4 protein-coding genes are annotated in these 5400 nt (G+C 58.4%); all 4 read left to right on the forward strand.

The window, feature by feature from the left end:
- Positions 1–98 precede the first annotated feature (98 nt).
- Positions 99–1166, forward strand: a complete 1068-nt coding sequence (locus VL752_RS06570) for an aromatic ring-hydroxylating oxygenase subunit alpha (RefSeq protein WP_325353373.1) — start codon at positions 99–101, stop codon at positions 1164–1166.
- Between the two features lie 16 nt (positions 1167–1182).
- Positions 1183–2808 (forward strand): phytoene desaturase family protein, encoded by a 1626-nt coding sequence (locus VL752_RS06575; protein ID WP_325353375.1) that lies wholly within the window; start codon positions 1183–1185, stop codon positions 2806–2808.
- A 561-nt stretch (positions 2809–3369) separates the two neighbouring features.
- The gene (locus tag VL752_RS06580) at positions 3370–4344 is read left to right on the forward strand and encodes a glycosyltransferase family 8 protein (protein ID WP_325353377.1); all 975 of its coding nucleotides are present in this window, start codon (positions 3370–3372) and stop codon (positions 4342–4344) included.
- A gap of 48 nt (positions 4345–4392) precedes the next feature.
- The coding region (locus tag VL752_RS06585; RefSeq protein ID WP_325353378.1) for an acyltransferase family protein at positions 4393–5400 on the forward strand (1008 nt) is incomplete at its 3' end.

A 5400-nucleotide genomic window follows, 5' to 3' on the forward strand; every position in this document is an offset into this window, starting at 1 on the left:
GCCATTGGAATGAAATGAAGGAATTTCTTTTTCAGAGGAAAAAGAAACAAGAAGACTTCCGGCTTGGCTTGCTGACGACACAACGAGCGGAGTGAGCGATGTCCATCATAGAACGGTCTCAGGTGCAATCCGTGGTGCCAACCCTGCCGGCATCGCTCTATCACGATCCGGCCCTTTTTGCGCGTGAGCGGAAGGAGATCTTCGCCCGCGAATGGCTGCTCTTCGGCCGTAGCGATCAGCTGCGCAATCCCGGCGATTTCCTGACCGGCACCATCATCGGCTATCCCGTCATCCTCGTCCGACAGACCGATGGCACTCTGCGGGGCTTTCACAATGTCTGCCGGCACCGTGCGGCGATGTTGACCCAAGAAGAATGCGGCCACATGCAGGGTGGGGTGATCCGCTGCCCCTATCACAGCTGGACCTATGATCTGGATGGAGCGCTTGCGCGCTCACCGGGCTTCGGTGCCGCCAAGGGTGAAGTCGATCCTGCCGAATGGTCGCTCTTTCCGATTGCCGCTGACGAATGGCGCGGTCTCGTTTTTATCCGTATCGCGACCGAGGGGCTGAGCCTCGTGGACTGGCTCGGCCCCATCGTGCCCCTTGCCGCCAACTATCCTTTGGAGAACCAGAAGTACTTCTCGGAAAAGAACCGGGATGTCGCGGTCGACTGGAAAGCCTATGGCGAGAATTATCTCGAATGCTACCACTGCCCCAGCATGCATCCCGGCCTGTGCGAAAGCCTCGACATCAGCCGCTATACGATTGATTCCTATCCGGAGCAGGGGCTGTTCCATCTCTACGGGCCGAAGCGCGACGGCGGCATGACGGACGGGCTTTATTTCTACCGTTTTCCGTTCCTTATGCTGAACCTTTACGAATGGGGCAGTTCGATCGCGACAGTGGAACCGCTTGGGGCCGGGCGGCTGCGCCATATCAACTGGTATCTCTTCTCCGATGTCAGTCTCGCAAAGGCCGAAGAGAACGCGCGCTCTGCCGCCTGGTCCGCGCAGATCATCACCGAGGATCTGGACATCATCACCGGTGTGCAGCGCAACCTCGAAACCGGCATCTATGATCGCGGCATTCTGTCGCCCCGGAAGGAGCGGGCAGTGAAGGCGTTTCAGGATATGGTGCGCGCGGCGCTTCCTGGGCTTGAGGGCTGAGACGATGCCGGATGGGATGAGCGCGGCGCCCACGGCAGCCCGGATCTATGATGCGGTCATCATCGGCAGCGGCCATAACGGCCTTGTCTGCGCCAATTACCTGGCGCGCCGCGGCATGAAAGTCGCGGTGCTCGAACGTCGTGCCGTCATCGGCGGGGCGGCCGTCACGGAAGAGATCGCGCCCGGTTTCCGTGCATCGATTTTCTCCTATCTCATGAGTCTGCTGCACCCGCGCATTATCCGCGATTTCGAACTGCCCCGACACGGGCTGACGGTATTGCCCTGCTCGGACATGATTTCCTCGGTCTCCTATGACGATTACATCCTCTTCTCCGAGGACATGAAAAAGACGCAGGAGAGCTTCGCCAAATTCTCTCAGCATGATGCCGAGATCTACCCCGCCTTCGACGCCTACCTGCAGGAGGCGACAAAGATCGTCCGCTCTCTGCTGTGGGAAACGCCGGTTGATCCGTCGAAGCGGGACTGGAGAAGTTTTCGTGAGTCAGCATCCTTTCTTTGGAAATATCGAAAAATCGGGCGCAAGATGTATCGCCTGGTCGATCTCCTCACCATGAGCGCCTACGACTATTTGTGCGAATGGTTCGAGGATGACCGGGTCATGGCCTGCCTCGCCTATTACGCCTCCATCGGCACCTTCGCCGGGCCGAAGAGTCCGGGCTCCGCCTACGTCATCATGCATCACATCATGGGCGAGCATGAGGGCGCCGGTGGTTGGGGCTTCATCAAGGGCGGCATGGGCGCAATCACCCAGGCGCTCGCCGCCTCGGCACGTGAAAAGGGCGTCGAGATCTTCACCGAAGCGGCTGTCGGCGAGATTCGTGTCCGCGATGGACGCGCAACGGAAGTGGTGACGGCGTCGGGGAACATCTTCCGCGCCCGCGTGATCGCGTCTGGCGTCAACGCCAAAACCGTCTATCTCAACATGCTGCCTGAAAGCGTGGTCCCCGCCGAGGTGCTGCGAGAGGCGCGCGGCTACCGCACGTTTTCTACCGCCTTCAAGATGAACATCGCTTGTGAGCGCCCGCCGCAATACCGCATCCTCGAAAAAGCCAAGACGGACGGCTCGCTCGGCAACTTCCCTTACCCCACCTATTGCCATATCGCGCCCGATATCGACTATCTCGAACGCGCCTATGACGATGCCAAGCACGGCTGGTATTCATCCGAGCCCTTCATGACGCTGTGCACGCCGACCATTGTGGATGACACGCTGGCGCCTCCCGGCAAGCATGTCGTCAACGTCTTCGGCGGCCACGCGCCCTACACGCTGAAGAATGGCGACTGGACGACGGAGAAGGAAAAATTTAAAAAGACTGTGTTGCAGTCCATCGACAATTACGCGCCTGGATTTTCAGGGGACATCATTGCCGAGCAGACCCTGGTGCCGCCAGATCTGGAGGCGATCGTGGGTCTGCCGCAGGGCCATATCTTTCACGGCGAACTGGCAGCGGATCAGCTTTTCTTCCAGCGGCCGGTTTCGGGCTATGCCGATTACCGGACGCCGGTAAAGGGGCTCTATCTCTGTGGCTCGTCCAGCCATCCGGGTGGCGGTGTCTCCGGCATTCCCGGTCATAATGCGGCGCGCGAAATCCTGGCGGATGTGAAGGCGCGCAGGGTCTGATGGAGCGGATTTGACGTTCGACTTCTTTTCGCCGCATGCGGCTTTTCAACGTCAAATTTAGAATCCGACCATTCGGGTGTGTGGGGGCAGAGTGAATCGCGGCGGCGATTCATGCTGAACCGTGAAGCAGACCCTTATCACTCTGACGCTCTCGCTCACGCGAGCAATCAATACCGGCGCCTCCGCCGATGAGATGACATGAGACGATCGGCGCATCAGGCTGAAGGATCAGGTTGGTTGCGGCGCTGAGCCGCTGCGGGGCCGTCCTGACATCATCCGATAGAGGGGCTCACCCCCCTAAGCGGCACTAGACCAAATTCGGGATCCTGCTCCTTTCGCATGAACGGAGGATCAGCGGGCTGCCGATGGAGTGAAGGGCCAGTACCCAGATTGCCGGGCTATGGCGATGGGTGATTTTCCTTCAGAAGGCACTCGAACTCGTATGAGCAACTGAAGTGAGAGTTTCTCCGGCCTCCGCGAAGGCTTTTCTGAGCGGCAACCTAGTAAATGAAGCCTTTGGCCGCTTCAGCCGGCAGGTCTGCAGAATAAAAAGGGACAAAGATGAATGTGTGTTTTGTTTACGTGACTGATCGGCAGGGCTTCGACCTTGCGACTCTCTCCGCTATATCCCTCGGAATGTCTCAGCCGAGGCCATGTCATATCCGCATATTCTGCCATAAGTTCCTCCCCCAGCCGAGCAAAGACCTGGCCGACGCCGTTGCCAAGCTTGGGATCAATCTGTCTTTTAGCCCGGTCGAAGACGCCGTTGCAGAACAGCATGAGACCCATGGCCATGTTACGACGCCCACCCTTCTCAAGCTGCGGGCAGTTGAAAATCTCGTCTCGGATTATGACCGGGTGGTGTTTCTCGACAACGATATGCTTGTCTTCAAAGATCTGGAAATCGACAAACTGAATTTTGGCGCATATCCGATTGCGGCGGTTGCCGACATGGACCTTGCCGATACGGGTGTGCTGCGGCATTCCGATTGGCAAAATGACCCGGAACAGGCGGCTGACATAGGATCATATTTCAACGCCGGCTTGCTGGTTTTCGAATCATCCAATTGGAATAACGATTTCCTGACATGTTATGAGGCTGCGCTGGACCGCCATGACCACGGATGTTCGTATAAGATCGATTGCACGTCGATCGATCAGTGCGCCCTAAACCTCGTATTCGAGGATAATTGGCTGCGGCTCTCCACCACGTACAACATGCAAGCGAGTTCGAAATTTACGGAGAGTTGGAAGACCGCTTCCGTCCGCCACTATTGCGGTCCGAGGAAGTACGTTCCGCTGTCATTCTTCCGCAGTGACCGGAGGGATGTCAAATATCTCAATGCCATCCATCGCCTTCTCGGCCGTCGTACGTCGAAGCTGGCCATCCTGTATGAACTGTTCCACGCGTTAAATTGCATTCGGAATCAACGCAGCAGCGTGGCGATCCGCAACCTTCTCCATGCGCTGGAGGCGCAGCGCAACCTCGCACGTCTTCCGCGACAGCGCCGAGGGGACAGGCGGCAGCTGGCATAAGGCTGAGACCGCGGCTCCACATTGCATCAAGTCTGAGGAATTCCAAGCATGGATTTACAGCCTGGTCAGACGCGTCGCATTGGTGAATGGTCGACAATCTCGCCTGTCTTGAGTCCGGCTACCTTCGCCGAGCAAGCATCAGCCGTCACCACGGTTCCCGGTGCGTACGTCCCCGAGATCGACGCATTGCGGTGCCTTGCGATGACCGCGGTGATTGCCATCCATTGCGGGCTTTTTCCCCTTGGATGGATGGGGGTCTGGCTTTTCTTCGTCGTCTCGGGCTTCGCGGTCACGACCTCGCTCTTTTCTGCCAAACATGCTGGCCGCGGCACTTGGAGTCGCATGGGAACCTTCTTTGCCCGTCGGGCTCTCCGTATCTGGCCGGTCTATTTCGCCTTCATTGCCGTCTCGGTGGCTTTTGTCCTGACGTTCGGGAAGGCGAGCGAATTGGCTGAGGTCCCCTGGCTGCTGACCTTCACGCAGAACATAAAGATGATCATCGAGACCTATGCGCCAGGCACGTATTGGGAGGGTTTCGCGCATCTCTGGACGATTTCGGTCGAGCAGCAGTTCTATCTCGTCTTTCCTTTCCTGTTGCTCTTGCCGGGCAGAAGCTCGCGAAGCCTGGCTCTGATCGCCGTCATCTGCGCGGCACCCCTCGTTCGTTACGCGACGGGCGCATGGAGCGTCTCCCATGGTCATGACGCTTTGAGCGCCGCTTTTGCCGTTTATGCCTTTGGTCCGGGCCATTTCGATGCCTTCGCGGCCGGAAGCCTGATCGCTCTCTTCCGCAAGGAGATCGCGGCCAATCTGCGCTACGCGCAGATTGCTGGCGTCATCGCGCTGGGCGTCTCCGCGCTCTATGTGCTGGCCTATGCCGTCGTCAACTTGCAACTCGCCGGGCATTTCTCCGTGGGCGTGCTGCGCAATATCCTGTCTGGCATTCTCTACGGCCAAGGGCGGGAAATCTGGGTCTATTATGTCCCGGTCAGTCTGAGCGTCGCGGTGCTGATGGGCATTCTGGTTGGGAAGCCGTCGCTTCTCCGCTTGTGCCGG

Source organism: Acidisoma sp. (assembly GCF_035492295.1).
Taxonomy (GTDB): Bacteria; Pseudomonadota; Alphaproteobacteria; order Acetobacterales; family Acetobacteraceae; genus Acidisoma.